We start from the raw sequence: 15,362 nt of genomic DNA, 5'->3' as shown, positions 1-15,362 counted from the left end.
CACCCGAGGTGATCACGGGTGCGGGCACCGCCGTGCGCGCGGTCAGCGGCCGGAGAAGGTCACGTCGCTGCAGAAGTAGTACGACTGGTCGAGGTGGCTCGCCTGCCAGATGGTGTAGACGACGTGCCGCCCGGTCCGGGTGCCCGCGTCGACCGCGACCTGGTACTGCCCCGCGGGCGCGTAGCGGCCCGTCCGGGCGACCAGTTCCAGGTTGCCCCAGCCCAGCGGCCGGGTCGCGGGGTCGAAGCCCTGCTTGGTGAGGTACACCAGCAGGTAGTCGGCGCCGTGGTGGGCCTGGTCGGTGACGGTGAGGGTGAACCGGTTGTCCTTGTTCGCCGTCTGCCACGCGCCGACCGTGTCGAGAGCGTTGTAGCGGGGCGCCTGGGTGCGGCCGCCGCTGCACAGCGTGCCGTCCGGGATCGCGCCCTGGTGGTTGCCCTTGACGCCTTCGCGGTAGAGCCCGTTCCAGTTCCACATCGCGTTCGGGTCGGCCTGCCACGCCTGCCAGCACATCGGGTCCTTGGTCGCCATCGCGGGGTTCTGGAAGTCGCTGCCCCAGCGGTTCCAGCAGCCGTAGTTGCGCGACGGCGGGTCGGTGGCGGACCCGTGCGCGGCGGCGACGCCGGTGAGCACGCCGCCCAGCAGCACGGCGATCACCGCCGTGACCACCAGGGAGAGCAATGGTGTGCGGGGAACCACGTTGTCCTCCTTCGTCGGGGCCGATCGGGGAGCGCTCCCGGGGTCGTGCCGGACGACCATACGTGGCGGCGCCCGGCACCGGCCACCCCGTGATCTCCGGAAACCCCTGCGGCACAGCGGGTTCCGGCACGGAGCCGGACTGAACGGTTCCTGAACGGCGGAGGGCCGCGCGTGCCGGGCCGCCCGATCGGGTCCGGGCCGCCGGACGCCCGGTGAACGCGGGCCAGGCCGGCTGCTCCGCCCGGGTGTATCCGGAAAAATCCCCACCGGAGGCCGGAAAGCCGCGTCCGGAACCGCGGCGATCGAGGCCGAGCGGCGGCTCAGTCCGCAGCGGTCAGCAGCGAAACGGCTTCGCGAAGGCTGTCCGGCGGCCGTCCGGGCCCGGCGACGACGAGCCGGCGCGTCCGAAGCCCGCTCGGCGGAGCTGCCGGGTGCGTGCTCCACAGCACGACGGCATCGGGCCGGACCCGGTCGATCGCGTGCCGGAGCGCGATTTCCGGTACCGAAGCGCCGAGGAACAGGGCCGCGCGGCCCTCCTCGGCCAACGCCGCGCGCAGGGCTTCGAGGGGAAGCGTGTGCCGCTCACCGTCCACACAGGACAGCAGCACCGGCGGCGCCGTCCCGGCCGGGGCCGGGATGCGGTGCAGGGCCGCGGCGATCGCCCAGGACAGCCCGTGCACCAGGTCGATGCACCCGGCGTCCGGGCCGCAGAGGGCGTCGAGCGCCGGGCGGCAGAGGCCGTCCCAGGTGCCGGTGACCCCGCGGGCGGGCAGGTGCGCGTCGAGGAGCGCCACGGCGGTGTCGAGCTTCAGCCGCCGGACGGCGGTCAGCAGCGTGCCCACGTCCGTGCCGCTGTCCGGGTGGAACGCCCGCGCGGCCGCGGTTTCCGCGCTGAACCCCTGCTCGATCAGGTGCTTCATGCGCAGCAGCGCGTCGACGTCCGCCCGCCCGTAGCGGCGGTGGCTGCCCGGCTGCGGCGCGGACAGCGGGAGGCCGTACCGGCGGTGCCACGCCCGCAGCGTGGACGCGGGCAGGCCCAGCATCCGCGCGACCGCCCCCGCCGTCCAGGTGCCGGCGGGGGCGGGTGCGGGCCGGTCCACCGGCTGTCAGTTCCCGGGGCGGTCGACGTTCCCGCGCCAGGCGCCGGTCTCCTGGCCACCGCGCTCCTCGATGAACGTCTTGAACCGGCCGAGGTCGCCCTTGACGCGGCGGTCGAGGATGCCCAGCTTGTCGGCGGCGTTCTCGACGAAGCCGTCCGGGTCGATGTCGAGCTGCGCGGTGACCCGGGTGTGCCGGTCGTCGAGGCGGTGGAACGTGACGACGCCCGCGTGCGTCGGCCCGGAGTCCGACTTCCAGGCGACGCGCTCGTCCGGGTGCTGCTCGGTGATCGTGGCGTCGAACTCCCGGGTCTGCCCGCCCACGCTGATCTTCCAGTGGGTGTGGGTGTCGTCGAGCTGCCGGATCTCGTCGACGCCCTCCATGAACCGCGGGAACGACTCGAACTGCGTCCACTGGTTGTAGGCGGTGGTGACGTCGGTCTCGACGTCGACGGATTCGGTGACGGTGCTCATCGCGGCCTGTCCTTTCCTCGGGGTCGGATCGTCCGTTCCCCGGTTACCCGGCGAATCGATGACAAAACGATGCAACCGTTCTAGGGTCGGGGGCATCCGACGAAGAGGAGGCATCGTGCCCGACGACCCGGCGCCCGTGCTGACGGTGCACCTTCGCACCGTGCCCGAAGCCGCCGTCGTCGCGGCGGAGGGCGACCTGGACCTCGGCACCGCGCCGGTGCTGCGCTCGGGCGCGCGGGCGGCGCTGGCCGGGGAACCCGGTGCGCTCATCGTGGACCTGGGCGGAGTCACCTTCTGCGGCTCCGCCGGCCTGCAGGTCATCGCCGAGGTCGTGGCCGCCGCCGAGGCCGCGGGCCTGCCGTTCGCGGTGGTCGCCGCCGGCCGCCCGGTGCTGCGCGCCCTGCAGATCACCCAGCTGGACGAGACGCTGGCGCTGCACCGGACGATCGACGGCGCCCGCGCGTGGATCCGGGAGCGGGCCGCGTGAACCGCGGTTAGGGCCGCCCCGCGGGCGGGTAACCCCCGGCCATGGAAGCGGAGGCGCTGCTGCAGAGCCTGACCCGCGTCGTGACCGCGCTGGACGGCACGGGCATCCGGTTCGCCGTCGCCGGCGGACTGGCCGTGTACGCCAGGGGCGGCCCGCCGTCCGACCACGACGTCGACCTGTTCCTCAAACCCGGCGACGCGGACCGGGCCGCGGAGGTGCTCACCGCCGCCGGCCTGCGCCGCGTGCACCCGCCGGAGGACTGGCTGACGAAGGTCTACGACGGCGACATCCTCGTGGACCTGATCCACGGCCCCAACCACCGCCCGGTGACCGACGAACTGCTCGACCGGGCCGCGCTGATGCGGGTCGGGTCCACCGCGGCGCCGGTCGTCTCCGGTACCGACCTGCTGGTGGACAAGCTGCTCGTGCTGAGCGCGCACCGCTGCGACTTCGCCCCGCTCCTGCGGATCGCCCGCGACCTGCGCGAACAGGTCGACTGGACCGACGTCGCCGTGCAGGTGTCGGCGTCGCCCTACGCCCGGGCGTTCCTGGCGCTGCTCGGCGACCTGGCCGTGATCGACCCGAAGGAGGCTCTCGTGCCCGAAGCACCGCAGTACCTCGTCGCCCGGCTCAGCCGGGCCCTCGCCGAAGACCCCCGCACCGCCGAGCTCGGCGTGCACGTGACCGTGCGGGGCGAGCACGTCCACCTGACCGGCGAAGTCACCTGCCCGGCGCGGAAGGCGGAGGTGGACGCCGTGGTCGGCGAGTACCTGACCGGAGAGCTGGTGCACAACGACGTCCGGGTGGCGGACGTCCGTGAACCGGCGAGCGCGGAGGAGATCGGCCGATGAGGATCGCCGCGGTCGGGGACGTGCACCTGGGCGAAGACTCCCGTGGCCTGCTCCGGCCGGCCCTGGAACACCTCGCCGGCACCGCCGACGTCCTGCTGCTGGCCGGAGACCTCACCCGGCACGGCACCCTCGACGAAGCCCGCGTGGTGGCGGAGGAGATCGCCGGGCTCGGCGTGCCGGTCGCCGCGGTGCTCGGCAACCACGACCACCACAGCGACGCCGCCGAGCCGATCGCGAACCTGCTCCGCGAGACGGGCGTCGCGGTGCTCGAGGGCGACGCGGTCCGGTTCGACCTGCCGGACGGCTCCCTGGGCGTCGCGGGCGTCAAGGGCTTCGGCGGCGGCTTCGCGGGCAAGTGCGCCAGCCGGTTCGGCGAGCGCGAGATGAAGGACTTCGTCGAACACACGATGGCGTCGGCGGATGCGTTGCGGAAAGCGTTGCAAAGCCTGGACACGGACGTCGTCGTCGCGTTGACGCACTACGCGCCGATCCCCGGGACGCTGCACGGCGAGCCGCCGGAGATCCACCCGTTCCTGGGGTCGTACCTGCTGTGCGAGCCGATCGACGAGGTGGGCGCGGACCTGGCGCTGCACGGCCACGCGCACTTCGGCTGCGAGCAGGGCGTGACGCCGGGCGGGGTGCGGGTGCGGAACGTGGCCCAGCCGGTGATCCGCAAGGCGTACGCGCTGTACGAGCTGCACCCGGCGGAGCTGTCCGCGCGCCGCTGACGGCTCAGGCGGCGAGCTGCGCGGCCGCGGCCAGCACGTGCGGCGCCAGCCCGTCGGCGATCACGCCGTACCCGGCGGACGACGGGTGGAAGCGGTCGGCGGAGAACAGCGCCGGTTCCGCGGCGAAGCGGGCCGCGAGTTCGGGGCCCGCCGCGGCCACCGCGCCGCCGGCCCGGATGGCCGCTTCGGCCTGGGCCTGGGCGTAGTGGCCGCTGGCCGCCGAGACCAGCTGCCGGTAGGGCCCGGGTACCCGGGCGACGATCCCCAGGTCGGGTGCCGGCACCACGATGACCCGGGCGCCCGCCCGGACGAGCCGCGCCACGGCGTCGTGCAGCTGCCGGGCGCCGACCGCGGGCGAGACGAACCCGGCCAGGTCGTTCGCGCCGATCACGATCAGCGCCAGGTCCACGCCGCCGCCGAGGGCCACGCCGACCTGGCGGTCCAGATCGGCCGAGCGGGCTCCGGGCACGCCGTGGACCCGGAGGTGGAGGGCGTGGCCCGCGTCGCGCAGGCGCCGGGCGAGCCGGGGGCCGAGGGTGTCGGCCTCGCGGGTGCTGCCGACACCCGCCGCCAGCGAGTCGCCGAGGATGCAGAGCCGGAGTGGTGCGGTCATCACCGGGTACAACGTGGCGGGGCGGCCGTTGTTTCCCGCGGGGCCGTTCGTGGTGCCGCGCCGAGCCTGGTCCTGGCAGACCCAGGCCGGGCCGGGCCTGGTCCGGCCCCCGCGGCCGCCGCAGGCTGGCCGCATGACGAACAGCATGAAGGCCGTGACCATCCCCGAGTTCGGGCCGGCCGAGGTCCTGCGGCTCGCGTCCGTGGCGGTCCCCGAGCCCGGACCGGGCGAGGTCTCGATCGACGTCGGCCACGCCGGCGCCAACTTCGCCGAAATCCTCTACCGGCAGGGCGTGGTGGACGTCCCGCTCCCGTTCGTCCCCGGCATCGAGGTCTCCGGGCGGGTCCGCGCGCTGGGCGAAGGCGTGACCGGCCTGGCCGTGGGGGAGCCGGTGGCCGCGCTGACGATCGTGGCGAGCGGCGGCTACGCCGAGGTCGTCACCACCGCCGCCGGCCTCGTCGCCCCGCTGGGCGGGATCGACCCCGCGGTGGCGGCCGCGGTGCCGTCCAACAGCACCACCGCCTTCCTCGTGCTGGAGCTGGTGGCCGGGCTGAAGCGCGGCGAGCGCGTGCTGGTGCACGCCGCGGCCGGCGGGGTGGGCAGCCAGCTCGGGCAGGTCGCCCGGCTGCTCGGGGCCGGCCGGGTGGTCGGCACCGTCGGCAGCGAGGCGAAGATCGACGCGGCGCGGGCGTACGGCTACGACGACGTCGTGCTGCGCGACGAGGTCGGCCGCACCGGCGAGTTCGACGTCGTGGTGGACATGGTCGGCGGCGCGGCGCGGCGCGCGAGCCTCGACCGGCTGGCGCCGATGGGCCGCCTGGTGGTCATGGGCAACGCCTCGGGCGCCGAAGACGCCGGCATCTCCGCCAACGAGCTGTGGTTCACGAACAAGACCGTGGCCGGCTTCAACCTCGCCGCGCTGTCCGCCGTCGCCCCGGAAACCGTGGGCCGGGCCCTGCGGCGCGCCGTCGCGGCCGTCGCGGACGGCACCCTGCGCGTCGACGTCGAATCCCTGCCGCTGGCGGACGCGGTGACGGCGCACCACCGCCTCGAATCGGGCTCGACCACCGGGAAGCTCGTGCTCCGCGTGCGGTGAAGCCGCTCAGGTCCCCATCTTCTTCATCAGCTCGCCGAGGTCCACGACCTGGTCGGCGGGCGGCGGCTGGATGTCCACCGGCTTGCCCCAGTCGCGGTAGTCGGTCGTGGCCCGCAGCGTGGGATCCCCGTGCGCGCCGGCCGGGGCCCCGGCGGTGAGGTCGACGGCGAACCGCACCGGCCGCCGCGCCGCGTCCAGCCACAGTTCGGCGGGCAGCTTGGCGGTGGTGATCTTGGCCGGCTTGCCGTCCACCGGCGGCTCGGCGAACTCGGGGAACAGCTCGGGCGCCTTGGCGGCGTCGAGCTCCAGGACGTAGTGGTTGACCGGCCCGGCCTCGAGCCGCGTCTGGTCCGCCGACACGAGCCGTCCGGTCCGTTCGATCTCCTCGAGGGCCCGGCCGAGGTCGGGCAGCTTCACGATCACTGGGACCGCGGCGCCGGCCGCCCGGAGGATCGGGTCGGTGCTGTCCGGGTCGGTGCCGATCCACTCCTTCCCGGGCAGGGACGCCGTGTGGGTGAACGTCTTCCGGCCGATCACGCGGACTTCGCTGCCGTCGACCACCATCGTGAGGCTGCTGGTGCGGCCGTCGAAGCTCAGCGAGCCGGTGGACTCCTTGGTGTCCGTGCCGAGCACGGCAGCCATGCCGAAGGTGGCGGACGGCGCTTCGGCGATGCCGGCGCGCGCGGCCGCGACGAGCTGGGCGATGTCGGTGACCGGAGCCGTGAGCGTCGCGGGGGCCGTCGGCGGGGTGCCGCCGGGTCCGGGGTCGCAGGCGGCCAGGACCAGCGCGGCCGTGGCGATCGACAAGCCGGTCCTGCGCACGGGGCCCCCTCGGTGTCGTGATCCGGGGAAGGTATCGGGGAAAGGTCACGTTCCGGACATCATCCCGGCGGCGGGTGTGACGTGTGTCCGCCTTGAGACCCGGGGCGCATCGCGCATAATGGCCCCTGACCGACTGCTTGGTATGTGCCGGGCACCACAGCCGAAGGAGACCCGTGAACTCGTTCAAGGATCGCGTCGCGATCGTCACCGGGGCCAGCCGGGGCATCGGCCTCGGGATCGCGAAGACGCTCGTCGAGCGGGGCGCCAAGGTGTGCCTCACCGCGCGCAAGCCGGAGGCGCTGGAGGAGGCGGTCGGCTCGCTCGGGGGCCCCGACGTCGCCATGTTCGTGGCCGGCAAGGCCGACGACACCGACCACCAGGACGAGACGGTCGCCAAGACGATCGAGACCTTCGGGCGGCTGGACTACCTGGTCAACAACACCGGCATCAACCCCGCCTACGGCCCTGCCCTGGACATCGACCCCGCCGCCGCGGCGAAGATCCTCGCCGTCAACGTGCTCGCGCCGCTGGGCTGGACCAAGCGCGCCCGCGACGCGTGGATGGGGGAGCACGGCGGTGCCGTCGTCAACGTCGCCTCCGTCGCCGGCCTCGGCGCTTCGCCGGGCATCGGCATGTACGGCGTCAGCAAGGCCGCGCTGATCCGGCTGACCGTCGAGCTCGGCGCCGAGCTCGGGCCGAAGATCCGCGTCAACGCCGTCGCCCCGGCCGTGGTCAAGACGAAGTTCGCGACCGCGCTGTACGAGGGCCGCGAGGAGGAGGTCGCCGCGGCGTACCCGATGAAGCGGCTCGGCGTGCCGTCCGACATCGCGGGCGCCGTGGCGTTCCTGCTGTCGGACGACGCGGGCTGGATCACCGGCCAGACGGTCGTCCTCGACGGCGGCGTGACCCTGGGCGGTGGCCTGTGACCGGCGTCGTCGTCACCGGGGGTGGCGGCGGCATCGGGGCCGCGCTGGCCCGCCGCTTCGCCGCCGGCGGGGCCCGGGTGGTCGTGGCCGACCTCGACGGCGACCGGGCCGCGGAGGTGGCCGCCGAAGTCGGCGGGACGGCGTTCGCCGGCGACGTCGCGAGCCTGGACGGCGTCACGAAGCTGATCGACAGCGCCCGCTCGGCGCTCGGCGAGATCGACGTCTTCTGCGCGAACGCGGGCATCGCGCCCTTCGGCGGCGCGGAGAGCGGCGAGGAGGTGTGGGCGCGCACCTGGGACGTCAACGTCATGTCCCACGTCCGCGCGGCCAACCTGCTGCTGCCGGCGTGGCTCGAGCGCGGCAAGGGGCACTTCGTCGCGACGGTGTCCGCCGCCGGGCTGCTGACCAGCCTCGGGTCGGCGCCGTACTCGGTGACCAAGCACGGCGCGCTGGCGTTCGCGGAATGGCTGTCCGCGACCTACCGCCACCGCGGCATCACGGTGCAGGCGATCTGCCCGCAGGGCGTGCGCACGGCGATGCTGGAGAGCACCGGCACCGCCGGCCAGCTGCTGATGGGCGCCTCGGCGATCGAGCCGGAGCAGGTCGCGGACGCGCTGTTCGAGGCGATCGAGGAGAAGCGGTTCCTGGTGCTGCCGCACCCGGAGGTCGCGGGCTACTACGCCGCGCGCGCCACCGAAACCGACCGCTGGCTCGGCGGGATGAACAAGCTGCAGCGCAAGGTCGAAGAGGCCGTCGGCGAGCTGTGAGCCCGGGTGCGCGCCGCCGTCGCGGCGACGGCGGCGCGCACCGGCTACCCGAGCACGCGGTACCAGTGCGCCGCGAGGGGTTCGAGCTCGACGGCCGGGCCCGGCCGGTCGAACATCCGGACCCCGCCGCCGAGGAGCACCGGGACCGGCAGCGCGAGGATCTCGTCGAGCAGACCCGCGTCCAGGCACTGCCGGGCCACGTCGGCACCGAGGACGTTGACGTACTTGTCCCCGGCGGCCGCCTTGGCCGCGGCCACCGCCGAAGCCAGGTCGCCGGCGAAGCTCACGCCGGGAACCGCCGGAGCCGCCCGGTGGGTGAGCACGAACTGCGGCCCCTCCCAGCCGCCCCCGAACGCCTGGCCTTCGCCGGGGCCGCCGCGGTGCGGGTCGTCGCCGTCGTAGGTGCGGCGGCCCACCAGCAGGGCGCCGATGCGGGGGATCAGGGCGTCGACCACCGGGTCGGGGTGCAGGTGGGGCGTCAACCAGGACATGTCTCCGCCCGGGCCGGCGATGAAACCGTCGATCGAGCAGCTGAACGCGTAGAGCAGTTTGGCCATGCCGGTACCGACGGCCGGGACGGCGAAAACTCATCGGTGCGGCGGGAACCTCGGCGGACGGCGCTCGTTCCAGCTGGCCAGGCCCTCGGCCAGCTCAGGGCGGCCGAACGACTCGAGCATCAGCTCCGTGGCGGAGCGGGCCGCCTCGGCGAGCGGCAGCAACGCCTCCCGCGCGAACTGCTCCTTCATCACCGCCATCGACCGCGGTGCGCTGTGGGTCGCCAGCTCCGTCGCGTAGGCGTGCGCGCGCAGCTGCAGCTCACCGGCCGGGACGACCTCCTGGACCAGGCCGTAGTCCAGGGCCTGCTCCGCGGTGAACGTCCGGCCGGAGAGCAGCAGGTCCCGGGCCCGGCCCTGGCCGACGAGCTCGGGGAGCAGCTTCGCGATGCCGTACTCGGCGATCAGGCCGCGCCGGGCGAACGCGGTGGTGAACTTCGCGCCCGCGGCCGCGAACCGGACGTCGGCCGAACAGGCGATGACGAACCCCAGGCCGGCGCAGCCGCCGTTGATCGCCGCGACCACCGGGACGCCTGCCGACGCCGCCGCCAGCACGTCCCGGAAGTTCTCGCCGCCCTCGACCGGCGGACCCGCCGCGATGGTGTCCAGCAGGCCCAGGTCGGCGCCGGGGCAGAAGGCCCGGCCCGCCCCGGTGACGACGACCGCGCGGACGTCCGGGTCCGCGTCCGCCTGCCGCAGCAGGGCGCCGTAGCGGGCCTGCATCGGGACGTCCATCGCGTTGCTGCGGTCCGGCTTGTCGAACGTGCACGTCGCGACCGCGCCGTCCGTCCCGTACCGCACACCATCCACAGTGGACATCGCCGCCTCCTCGGGGTCCGCTCCATACTAAGCGGTTGCTTGGGCTGAAGTCGAGTCCGGAGTTCGAAATTATCGAACCCTTTGATTGTCCGGAAACCTCTGTGCCATAGTGCTTTCCGCCCGCACATCGCCGCGCTGGAAGGGGCTCGCCCGATGCCGGAACAACCGAGTGGTCTCCGCAGACGGGTCGTCCTGGGCGGTGCCGGCGCCGCGGTCGCCGTGTCGGCGGTCGCGCCGGTCGCCCGGGCCGCTGAAGCGCTCACGCAGCCGGCCGCGGCGCGGGAAAGCGATTTCACGACCGGCTGGCGGTTCGCACTGGCCAACCCCGACGGCGTCACCGATCCCGGCGGCCGCTTCGCCGACGCGCCGAAGCCCGGCTTCGACGACTCGGCGTGGCAGCTCGTCGACGTCCCGCACGACTGGAGCATCGAGCTCCCGCCGACGGACCAGGGCACGAACAGCGGCTCCGGCTTCTTCCGCGGCGGCCTCGGCTGGTACCGCAAGAGCTTCACGCTGCCGCCGTCGCTCGACGGCAAGCGCGTGTCGGTGGAGTTCGACGGCGTCTACTCGGACGCCCACGTGTACCTGAACGGCGAACTCCTCGGCCACCACCCGTACGCCTACACCGGGTTCGCCTTCGACCTCACCGGGCGGCTGCACACCGACGGGCGCACGCCGAACGTCGTCGCCGTGCGCGCGACCAACCCCCTGCCCAGCAGCCGGTGGTACTCCGGCAGCGGGATCTTCCGCCGGGTCCGCCTGGTGGTGACCGAGCCGGTGCACGTGGCCCGGCACGGCACGTTCGTCACCACGCCGGACATCGCCGCCGGCGGGGGCACGGTCCGGGTCGCCACGGACGTCGCGAACGAGTCCGGTGCCGCGGTGACGGCGCAGGTGCGCACCACGGTCACCGATCCGGCGGGCCGCGTGGTGGCGACCGGCTCGGTCGCCGCGGCGGTCGCGGCCGGGCGGACCGCGACCACGTTGTCCGGGCTGCAGGTCGAGCGTCCCCAGCTGTGGTCGACCGGCGCACCGAAGCTGTACCGGCTGCGCACCGACGTCGTCGTGGCCGGGCGCGTACTCGACACGACCACTGTGGACTTCGGCTTCCGCCACACCGAATTCCACCCGGACAACGGGTTCTCGCTCAACGGCGTGCCGATGAAACTGCGCGGGGTCAACCTGCACGCCAGCCAGGGCGCGCTCGGCGCGGTGATCGACCCGGCCGCGCTGGAGCACCAGATGCGGCTGATGCTCGCGATGGGCGTGAACGCGCTGCGGACCGCGCACAACCCGCCGGACCCGCAGCTGGTGACGGTGTGCGAACGGCTCGGGATCGTCATGATGGTCGAGGCGTTCGACTGCTGGCGGACCGGCAAGCTCGAGTACGACTACCACCGCGACTTCGACGAGTGGAGCGGCCGCGACATCGCCGAAATGGTGCACGCGGCCAAGAACTCGCCCGCGGTCGTGCTGTGGTCGATCGGCAACGAGGTGCCGGACGCGTCGATGGCGGGCGGCCCGGAGATCGCGGCGGGCCTGATCGCCGCCGTCCGGGCGATCGATCCGACCCGGCCGATCGTCATGGGCACCGACCGCTACCGCAGCGTGCCCGCGCCGGGCTCGCCGCAGGACCTCATCCTGAAGCAGCTCGACGGCCTCGGCGTCAACTACAACAACGCCGAGTCCGTCGACGGGCTGCACCGGCAGTACCCGGACAAGTTCTTCTTCGAGTCGGAGACGTCGTCGGAAACCTCGACGCGCGGGTGCTACCAGGAACCGGAGCTGCTCAACACCGGCGAGAACCACACCCCGGGCAAGCGGGCGACGTCGTCCTACGACAACAACCTGGCGTCGTGGACGCTCAGCGGCGAGTACTCGCTGAAGAAGGATCGCGACCGGAAGTACTGCCAGGGTCAGTTCCTCTGGGCCGGGCAGGACTACCTCGGCGAGCCGACACCGTACGACGTCTTCCCGGTCAAGACGTCCTTCTTCGGCGCGGTCGACAGCGCCGGCCTGCCCAAGGACGCCTTCCACCTGTTCCGCAGCCAGTGGACGACCGCGCCGATGGTGCACCTGACCCCGATGGACTGGACGAACCACCGGCCCGGCGAGCCCGTCGCGGTCTGGGTCTACTCCACTGTGGACACCGTCGAACTGGTGCTGAACGGGAAGTCCCTCGGGGTGAAGAAGTTCGACCACAAGACCACAGTGGACGGACGGCCGTACCTGGAGACGAGCGAGCCGTCCGGCGACGACAAGCACGCCCCCTCCGGCAGCTACACCAGCCCGAACGGCGGCACCGGCAAGCTGCACCTGACCTGGACCGTGCCCTTCGCACCCGGCACGCTGACCGCGATCGCCCGGGCCGGCGGCCGCGAGGTGGCGCGCGACGAGCTCGTCACGGCCGGGCCGCCGCGCGCGGTCAAGCTGAGCGTCGATGCCCCCGGCGGCGGTGTGGTGGCCGGGGCGATGACGTTCGTGACGGCGTCCGTCGTGGACGCCCACGGTGTCGTCGTGCCCGCCGACGGGCCGGTGCTGCGGTTCACCGCCACCGGGCCCGGCCGGGTCGCCGGTGTCGACAATGGACGGCAGGAACTCGCCCAGGGCTACCAGCAGCCGACGATCCCGGCGTTCAAGGGGCTGGCCGTCGCCGTGATCGCCGCGACCGGCGGCCGCGGGCCGATCACCGTCACGGCGAGCGCTCCTGGCCTGGCACCGGGCGAACTCACCTTGCCCGGCACGTCTTCCGGGCAGCGCAACGGCCCGGGCGCGCGGGCGGCCGAGGTGGCCGCGGTCCCGGTCGTCTCGACCGCGGACGCGAGCTACTCGGGCGCGCCGGACACGCTGCCGTCGGCGATGCTGGACGGGAACCCGGCCACCGGCTGGTCCAACTACTACCTCAAGCCGGCGACTTCGACGCTGAACGCGGTGAGCAGGCCGCGCGCCGAAGACTGGGTGTCGCTGGCCTGGCCGTCGGCCCAGCGGATCAGCGCCGTGACCGCGAACTTCGTCGTGGACGCGAAACTGGCGCTGCCGGTCGCGGCCGAAGTCGCGTACCGCACCGCTCGTGGCTTCGAGCCGGTGCGGAACCTGCGGATCACGTGGGGGACCGGTGCGAACGACCCGACGTCGTTCGCCTTCGATCCGGTCGGCACCACGGAGGTGCGGGTGACGATGACGGCGAAGGGGTTCCTGCGGATCAGCGCGCTGCTGGCCCGCTGACCCGCCGGGAGCCGTTCATCGACGTGGTCCCGCGGTCCAGGACGCGGGCCGTGCGCCGGGGCGGCTTCTCGGCCGCGGTGCCGTGCCGGGGCGCGCGCGGCCGGTCCGGGCCGTGGCGGGGGCGGAAGCGCGGAGCTCGCCCCGGACACCCCTGGCGAAGATGCGCCGCGTGGTCTCGGTCGGCCGCACGTCCAGGTCGTCGCGCAGGCGCCGGACGCACATCCGGTGCCAGTTGCGCACCTGGCCGAGTTCGCCGCGCCGGGCGTGCAGGACCATCAGCGTCTGGTACGTCTCCTCCTGGTACGGGTCGATGTCCAGGATCCGGCGGCACAGGCCGACGACCTCGGCGTGGTCGTCCCGGCGCAGCGCGTCGGCGCGCAGGGAGGCCAGTGCGTGGAGGGCCAGAGCGCGGTAGTACTCCCGCTGCTCGACGACCCAGTCCCCGGTCTCCCCGGCCAGGAAGTCGCCGGTGTACAAGCGGGCGGCTCGCCGGTACCAGGCCACGGCCCGTGCTCGCGAACCCCGTGCCTCGGCGGCGTGGGCTTCGCGCAGGGCGCTGTCGAACTCGTCGACGTCCAGCCACAGATCCGTGGCGGTGAGCCGGTAACCGTGCGCGAGGTTGCCGATCTCGACCGGACGGCCGCTGGTCGCCGGTTCGAGGGCCCGGCGGACGGCGTGCACCGCCACCCGCAGCGAGCTCGCCGCCGACGACCACGCGGCAGCGGGCCACAACGTCTCGAAGAGCTTTTCCCGCCGCACCACCCGGCCGCGGTTCACGAGCAGGTACTGGAAGAGGCTGCGGGCCTTGCCCGCGCTCCAGGACACCACCGGCTCGCCGGCCAGGTACACCTCGAAGGCGCCGAAGCAGCGGACCGCGACTGCCGGACCGTGATCACCGTGATCGCCCCGGACTTCCGGAACTCCTGAACCCGTGTCTCCTCGCATGACGTCAGCCCCGATCAAATCATGGATCACATACGTAGATCAAATGCACGCGAACAACAAATCGAACTCACCGTCCGGACGTTAGCCGTTCGTCATCGGCCGCTCAAGAACCGAAGCACCATGGGAGATCCGTTTCAGGACGATGGTCGATGTGGAGTATCACCAACGTCGTATTGCTTCGCCACCTCCGGCAATGCCCACACTGCCCGTTGTGGCGCAGAAAGCGCAATCTCCGGTTGGCTGCGCTTTTTGCCGGTCATCTGGCCGGTGGAGGTGACCGATGTCGACAACGGTGTTTTCGCGCAGTCCGGTCCACATTGATCCCCGGGCCGACCCGGCCCGGTCCGCGCCGGTGTCCCGGCTGCGGCGGCTCCGCGGCCGGTGGCGGCTCGGGTGGCAGGAGGCGCGGCCGGTGGTCCAGGCCATTTTCCTGCTCCGGTTCGCCGCGGGCGCGGCCCTCGGCGGGGCGGGCGGTGCGCACGGCGCGGCCGGCCGGCTCGAACTCGTGGCGGCCGGGCTCGGCTGGCTCGCCACGACCTGGGCGATCTACCTGGTGAACGGGGTGGCGGACGTCGTCGAGGACCGCGCCAACGGCACGGCGCGCCCGATCGCGCGCGGCGACCTGCCCCAGCGGTCGGCCACCGGGATCGTGGCGGGCCTGGCCGCGGCCGGGCTGGCCCTGGCGGCGGTCGTGTCCCCGCTTCAGGTGCTGCTGACCGCGGCGATGCTCGGCGTCGGCTGGGCCTACTCGCTGGGGCCGTGGCCGCTGAAGGCGAACCTGGCCGGGTTCGTCGCGGCGGTGACCGCGCTGGGCATGCTGACCTATCTGGCCGGTTGGTCGGCGGCCGGCGGTGGACCGCTCAGCGAGCCGATGTTCCTCTTCGGTCTCATGATGTCCCTCTGGATGGGACTGGGGGGTTCGACGAAGGATCTCGCCGACGCCAAGGGTGATCGGCTGGCGGGCCGAAGGACCTTGCCGGTCCTCCTCGGTGGTCGCCGTGCCCGTGTGGTGATGGCGATTGCGGCGAGCTCGGTCGGCTGGACGTTCGTCATTCTTTGTGCCGTCAAGGCGATCGGCGTGCTTCCTGCCGCGGCGGTCGTCTTCGCCGGTTCGGTAGCGCTTTCTGTCACGGTGCTCGCGCCGTTGAGCCGCGGTGCCCGGTCCGCGGAACGCCGTCCTTATCGGGTGTTCATGGTGACGCAATACTGCGCGCACATCGTTTTGTTCGGCTGCCTTGGGGTTGCTTCGCTGCTGTGAG

16 protein-coding genes are annotated in these 15,362 nt (G+C 73.3%); 8 read left to right on the top strand and 8 right to left on the bottom strand.

Annotated elements, in window-relative coordinates:
* Positions 1-42: 42 nt before the first annotated feature.
* From OO60_RS32545 to OO60_RS32535, 3 genes are all read right to left on the bottom strand, one after another.
* Entirely contained in the window at positions 43-699 is a 657-nt protein-coding gene (locus tag OO60_RS32545) for a lytic polysaccharide monooxygenase auxiliary activity family 9 protein (protein WP_033262846.1), read from the bottom strand.
* Between the two features lie 320 nt (positions 700-1,019).
* Positions 1,020-1,799, bottom strand: a complete 780-nt coding sequence (locus tag OO60_RS32540) for a MerR family transcriptional regulator (protein WP_003067408.1) — start codon at positions 1,797-1,799, stop codon at positions 1,020-1,022.
* Positions 1,800-1,805: 6 nt separating this feature from the next.
* Positions 1,806-2,270: an SRPBCC family protein gene (locus OO60_RS32535; protein WP_003067410.1), complete on the bottom strand. Its 465-nt coding sequence runs from the start codon at positions 2,268-2,270 to the stop codon at positions 1,806-1,808.
* Positions 2,271-2,385: 115 nt separating this feature from the next.
* Here OO60_RS32535 and OO60_RS32530 point away from each other — a divergent pair, with 115 nt between their 5' ends.
* Genes OO60_RS32530 through OO60_RS32520 form a run of 3 tightly spaced genes read left to right on the top strand, consistent with a single transcriptional unit; the run spans position 2,386 to position 4,336 of the window.
* Complete coding sequence (locus OO60_RS32530; protein WP_003067416.1) at positions 2,386-2,757, top strand: STAS domain-containing protein; 372 nt, start codon at positions 2,386-2,388, stop codon at positions 2,755-2,757.
* A 41-nt stretch (positions 2,758-2,798) separates the two neighbouring features.
* Positions 2,799-3,608, top strand: coding sequence for a nucleotidyltransferase family protein (locus OO60_RS32525; protein WP_003067419.1), 810 nt, complete (start codon positions 2,799-2,801; stop codon positions 3,606-3,608).
* Positions 3,605-4,336, top strand: a complete 732-nt coding sequence (locus OO60_RS32520) for a metallophosphoesterase family protein (RefSeq protein ID WP_003067422.1) — start codon at positions 3,605-3,607, stop codon at positions 4,334-4,336. Before OO60_RS32525 ends, OO60_RS32520 begins: the two co-directional genes overlap by 4 nt.
* Positions 4,337-4,340: 4 nt before the next feature.
* Here OO60_RS32520 and OO60_RS32515 read toward each other — a convergent pair whose 3' ends face one another.
* On the bottom strand, positions 4,341-4,949 hold the full coding sequence (locus OO60_RS32515; protein WP_244885623.1) for an SGNH/GDSL hydrolase family protein: 609 nt from the start codon (positions 4,947-4,949) through the stop codon (positions 4,341-4,343).
* A 133-nt stretch (positions 4,950-5,082) separates the two neighbouring features.
* Between OO60_RS32515 and OO60_RS32510 the strand changes: the two genes are divergently transcribed.
* The gene (locus OO60_RS32510; protein WP_033262776.1) at positions 5,083-6,045 is read left to right on the top strand and encodes a quinone oxidoreductase family protein; all 963 of its coding nucleotides are present in this window, start codon (positions 5,083-5,085) and stop codon (positions 6,043-6,045) included.
* 6 nt (positions 6,046-6,051) lie between these two features.
* On the opposite strand, the gene OO60_RS32505 is transcribed toward OO60_RS32510, so the two are convergent.
* Positions 6,052-6,867, bottom strand: a complete 816-nt coding sequence (locus tag OO60_RS32505; RefSeq protein WP_155848990.1) for an SCO4651 family lipoprotein — start codon at positions 6,865-6,867, stop codon at positions 6,052-6,054.
* 173 nt (positions 6,868-7,040) lie between these two features.
* Between OO60_RS32505 and OO60_RS32500 the strand changes: the two genes are divergently transcribed.
* A complete protein-coding gene (locus OO60_RS32500; RefSeq protein WP_004558465.1) occupies positions 7,041-7,793 on the top strand; it encodes an SDR family oxidoreductase in 753 nt (250 codons plus the stop codon).
* Positions 7,790-8,560 (top strand): SDR family oxidoreductase, encoded by a 771-nt coding sequence (locus tag OO60_RS32495; protein WP_004558464.1) that lies wholly within the window; start codon positions 7,790-7,792, stop codon positions 8,558-8,560. Before OO60_RS32500 ends, OO60_RS32495 begins: the two co-directional genes overlap by 4 nt.
* 44 nt (positions 8,561-8,604) lie before the next feature.
* On the opposite strand, the gene OO60_RS32490 is transcribed toward OO60_RS32495, so the two are convergent.
* Together OO60_RS32490 and OO60_RS32485 are read right to left on the bottom strand one after the other, a co-directional pair.
* On the bottom strand, positions 8,605-9,117 hold the full coding sequence (locus tag OO60_RS32490) for a dihydrofolate reductase family protein (RefSeq protein WP_004558463.1): 513 nt from the start codon (positions 9,115-9,117) through the stop codon (positions 8,605-8,607).
* A 30-nt stretch (positions 9,118-9,147) separates the two neighbouring features.
* Complete coding sequence (locus tag OO60_RS32485; RefSeq protein ID WP_033262775.1) at positions 9,148-9,933, bottom strand: enoyl-CoA hydratase-related protein; 786 nt, start codon at positions 9,931-9,933, stop codon at positions 9,148-9,150.
* A 153-nt stretch (positions 9,934-10,086) separates the two neighbouring features.
* On the opposite strand from OO60_RS32485, the gene OO60_RS32480 reads away from it, so the two are divergent.
* A complete protein-coding gene (locus tag OO60_RS32480) occupies positions 10,087-13,158 on the top strand; it encodes a glycoside hydrolase family 2 TIM barrel-domain containing protein (RefSeq protein WP_004558461.1) in 3,072 nt (1,023 codons plus the stop codon).
* Between the two features lie 15 nt (positions 13,159-13,173).
* On the opposite strand, the gene OO60_RS32475 is transcribed toward OO60_RS32480, so the two are convergent.
* The gene (locus tag OO60_RS32475) at positions 13,174-14,103 is read right to left on the bottom strand and encodes an AfsR/SARP family transcriptional regulator (RefSeq protein ID WP_081655978.1); all 930 of its coding nucleotides are present in this window, start codon (positions 14,101-14,103) and stop codon (positions 13,174-13,176) included.
* Between the two features lie 280 nt (positions 14,104-14,383).
* On the opposite strand from OO60_RS32475, the gene OO60_RS32470 reads away from it, so the two are divergent.
* On the top strand, positions 14,384-15,361 hold the full coding sequence (locus OO60_RS32470) for a UbiA family prenyltransferase (RefSeq protein ID WP_081911288.1): 978 nt from the start codon (positions 14,384-14,386) through the stop codon (positions 15,359-15,361).
* Position 15,362 lies beyond the last annotated feature (1 nt).

Source organism: Amycolatopsis vancoresmycina (assembly GCF_000716785.1).
Classification (GTDB): Bacteria; Actinomycetota; Actinomycetes; order Mycobacteriales; family Pseudonocardiaceae; genus Amycolatopsis; species Amycolatopsis vancoresmycina.
Note: the sequence above shows the minus strand (reverse complement) of the source record. Positions and strands in the feature narration are given on the sequence as shown.

What these genes read in the sequence shown, in the direction of transcription:
- OO60_RS32535 (WP_003067410.1), bottom strand. Translation starts at nt 2,270, where the DNA reads ATGAGCACCGTCACCGAATCCGTCGACGTCGAGACCGACGTCACCACC.
- OO60_RS32525 (WP_003067419.1), top strand. Translation starts at nt 2,799, where the DNA reads ATGGAAGCGGAGGCGCTGCTGCAGAGCCTGACCCGCGTCGTGACCGCG.
- OO60_RS32520 (WP_003067422.1), top strand. Translation starts at nt 3,605, where the DNA reads ATGAGGATCGCCGCGGTCGGGGACGTGCACCTGGGCGAAGACTCCCGT.
- OO60_RS32515 (WP_244885623.1), bottom strand. Translation starts at nt 4,949, where the DNA reads ATGACCGCACCACTCCGGCTCTGCATCCTCGGCGACTCGCTGGCGGCG.
- OO60_RS32510 (WP_033262776.1), top strand. Translation starts at nt 5,083, where the DNA reads ATGACGAACAGCATGAAGGCCGTGACCATCCCCGAGTTCGGGCCGGCC.
- OO60_RS32490 (WP_004558463.1), bottom strand. Translation starts at nt 9,117, where the DNA reads ATGGCCAAACTGCTCTACGCGTTCAGCTGCTCGATCGACGGTTTCATC.
- OO60_RS32485 (WP_033262775.1), bottom strand. Translation starts at nt 9,933, where the DNA reads ATGTCCACTGTGGATGGTGTGCGGTACGGGACGGACGGCGCGGTCGCG.
- OO60_RS32480 (WP_004558461.1), top strand. Translation starts at nt 10,087, where the DNA reads ATGCCGGAACAACCGAGTGGTCTCCGCAGACGGGTCGTCCTGGGCGGT.
- OO60_RS32475 (WP_081655978.1), bottom strand. Translation starts at nt 14,103, where the DNA reads ATGCGAGGAGACACGGGTTCAGGAGTTCCGGAAGTCCGGGGCGATCAC.
- OO60_RS32470 (WP_081911288.1), top strand. Translation starts at nt 14,384, where the DNA reads ATGTCGACAACGGTGTTTTCGCGCAGTCCGGTCCACATTGATCCCCGG.